Raw genomic sequence first — 1941 nt, forward strand, 5'->3', positions numbered from 1 at the left:
GCGCAATCGGCGGTCCTCCGTCGTTCGGAAGCACGCTTCCAGCTCGCCCCTCTGCTCCTCACTCAGCTCCAGCCGGCTCATGCAAATTCAACCCGCGACCATCGACGGATTCATCCGAGCCGTGAATGAGGCGCTCTTCGCCTATTTGCAGATGGGCACGCGTGGAGGCTGGGTGACGTCCCAGCTGGCGAGGTCCGGAGGCACGGGGCTGTCCAGGTGCCCTCCAGCGTGCGCGGCGCCGGGCTTCCTGCCCACGTCGTACTGGACGAAGCCGTCGCGGTAGCGGCGAAGCAGCGCGAAGCCATGGACGTAGACCTCCAGGCCCGCGTTCCGCGGGGGGATGCCAGACGAAGCCGCTCGCGAAGCGGCGCATCGTGGGGACCCAGTGGATGAGCCCCACGGAGGATGCGTCGTCCGTCCGGGGATTGATGGCGGAGAAGACGGACACGGTGCCGTCCTCCCGGTGCACGAGCCACAGCGGAGCGCCGTCACCCAGCCTGGCCGGCACGACGGATCCGCGGGCAGGCAGCTCCAGCACCACGGAGGGCTCGATGCGAGGCAGCTGAATCTCCTCGCGAGGCACGGCCCACACCCGCCAGGCGGGCGCTCCACACCCCGCCAGCAGGGCGACCGCCGCGACGGTGGGTATGAGGCGCTCGAACATGGCCGTGAAGTTGGCCCGATGCAGGGGTGTTGACGGCCGTGCCCTTAAAGATGCATTCAGGATGCATCTTTAAGGGCCTGGGCCCGGAAGGGGACGAAGTCATGTCGAGCGTGTACGAGCGGATTGGCGGGGAGCCGGCGATGGCGGCGGCGGTGGAGGTCTTCTACCGGAAGGTGCTGGGCGACGAGCGCATCAGCCACTTCTTCGAGGACGTGGACATGGAGCGCCAGGCCGCGAAGCAGAAGGCGTTCCTGACGATGGTGTGCGGGGGGCCGTCGGCCTACTCGGGCAAGGACATGCGCGCGGGGCACAAGCACCTGGTGGAGCGCGGGCTGAACGCGTCGCACTTCGACGCGGTGGCGGGGCACCTGAAGGAGACGCTGGAGGAGCTGGGCGTGCCCGCGGAGCTGGTGGGCCAGGTGATGGCGGTCGCGGAAGGCGCGCGGGCGGACGTGTTGAATCGCTGAAGCGATACGGGAGGCACGTCATGGCGAAGGTGCGGCATGAATCCGCGTGGTACCCGCTGGAGTCGGGAGAGACAGTGCTGGACGGCCTGCTGCGCCAGGGCGTGCCCGTGCCGCATGCGTGCCGGGCGGGGGCCTGTCAGTCCTGTCTGATGCGGGCCGTGTCGGGCCCGGTGCCCGAAGCGGCGCAGGTGGGGCTCAAGGACACGCTGCGGGCGCGCGGCTACTTCCTCGCGTGCGCCTGCAGGCCCCAGGAGGGCACGGCGCTGGAGGTGGCGGGGGCCGCGGAGCTGCGCGTCCCCGCGCGCGTGGTGGACCTGGAGTCGCTCAGCGCGGACGTGCTCGCGGTGCGGCTGGAGTTGGAAGCGCCGCTCGACCATCGCGCCGGGCAGTACGTCACGGTGGTGCGCGCGGACGGGCTCGCGCGCAGCTATTCGCTGGCGAGCCTGCCCCGCGAGGGCCAGCTGGAGCTCCACGTGCGGCTCGTGCCCGGGGGCGCCATGAGCGGCTGGTTCGCGCGCGACGTCAGGCCCGGGGAGCGCGTGCACGTGCAGGGGCCGGCAGGAGACTGCTTCTACGTGCCCGGGCAGCCGGAGGCGCCGCTGCTGCTCGCGGGGACGGGTACGGGGCTCGCGCCGCTGTATGGAATCCTGCGGGACGCGCTGGAGTCAGGGCACACCGGGTCCATCCACCTGTTCCACGGGGCGAGGGACCCGGGCGGGCTGTACCGGGTGGACGCGCTCCGGGCGCTGGCGGAGCGTCATCCGAACTTCCGCTACCGTCCCATCGTGCTGGCGGGAGGCGGTGGGGAGG

Annotated in this window: 4 protein-coding genes; all 4 read left to right on the plus strand. The window is 71.1% G+C overall.

Features of this window, described 5'->3' with window-relative positions; translation table 11 throughout:
- Nucleotides 1-121 precede the first annotated feature (121 nt).
- On the plus strand, nt 122-283 hold the full coding sequence (locus D7W81_RS42700) for a hypothetical protein (protein ID WP_158621792.1): 162 nt from the start codon (nt 122-124) through the stop codon (nt 281-283).
- 106 nt (nt 284-389) lie between these two features.
- On the plus strand, nt 390-566 hold the full coding sequence (locus D7W81_RS42705) for a hypothetical protein (protein WP_158621793.1): 177 nt from the start codon (nt 390-392) through the stop codon (nt 564-566).
- Between the two features lie 199 nt (nt 567-765).
- Complete coding sequence (locus tag D7W81_RS41065; RefSeq protein ID WP_120560729.1) at nt 766-1131, plus strand: group I truncated hemoglobin; 366 nt, start codon at nt 766-768, stop codon at nt 1129-1131.
- A gap of 20 nt (nt 1132-1151) precedes the next feature.
- On the plus strand, nt 1152-1941 hold a 790-nt coding region (locus tag D7W81_RS41070; RefSeq protein ID WP_120560730.1), incomplete at its 3' end, for a 2Fe-2S iron-sulfur cluster-binding protein.

This window comes from Corallococcus aberystwythensis, from assembly GCF_003612165.1.
GTDB classification, from domain to species: Bacteria; Myxococcota; Myxococcia; order Myxococcales; family Myxococcaceae; genus Corallococcus; species Corallococcus aberystwythensis.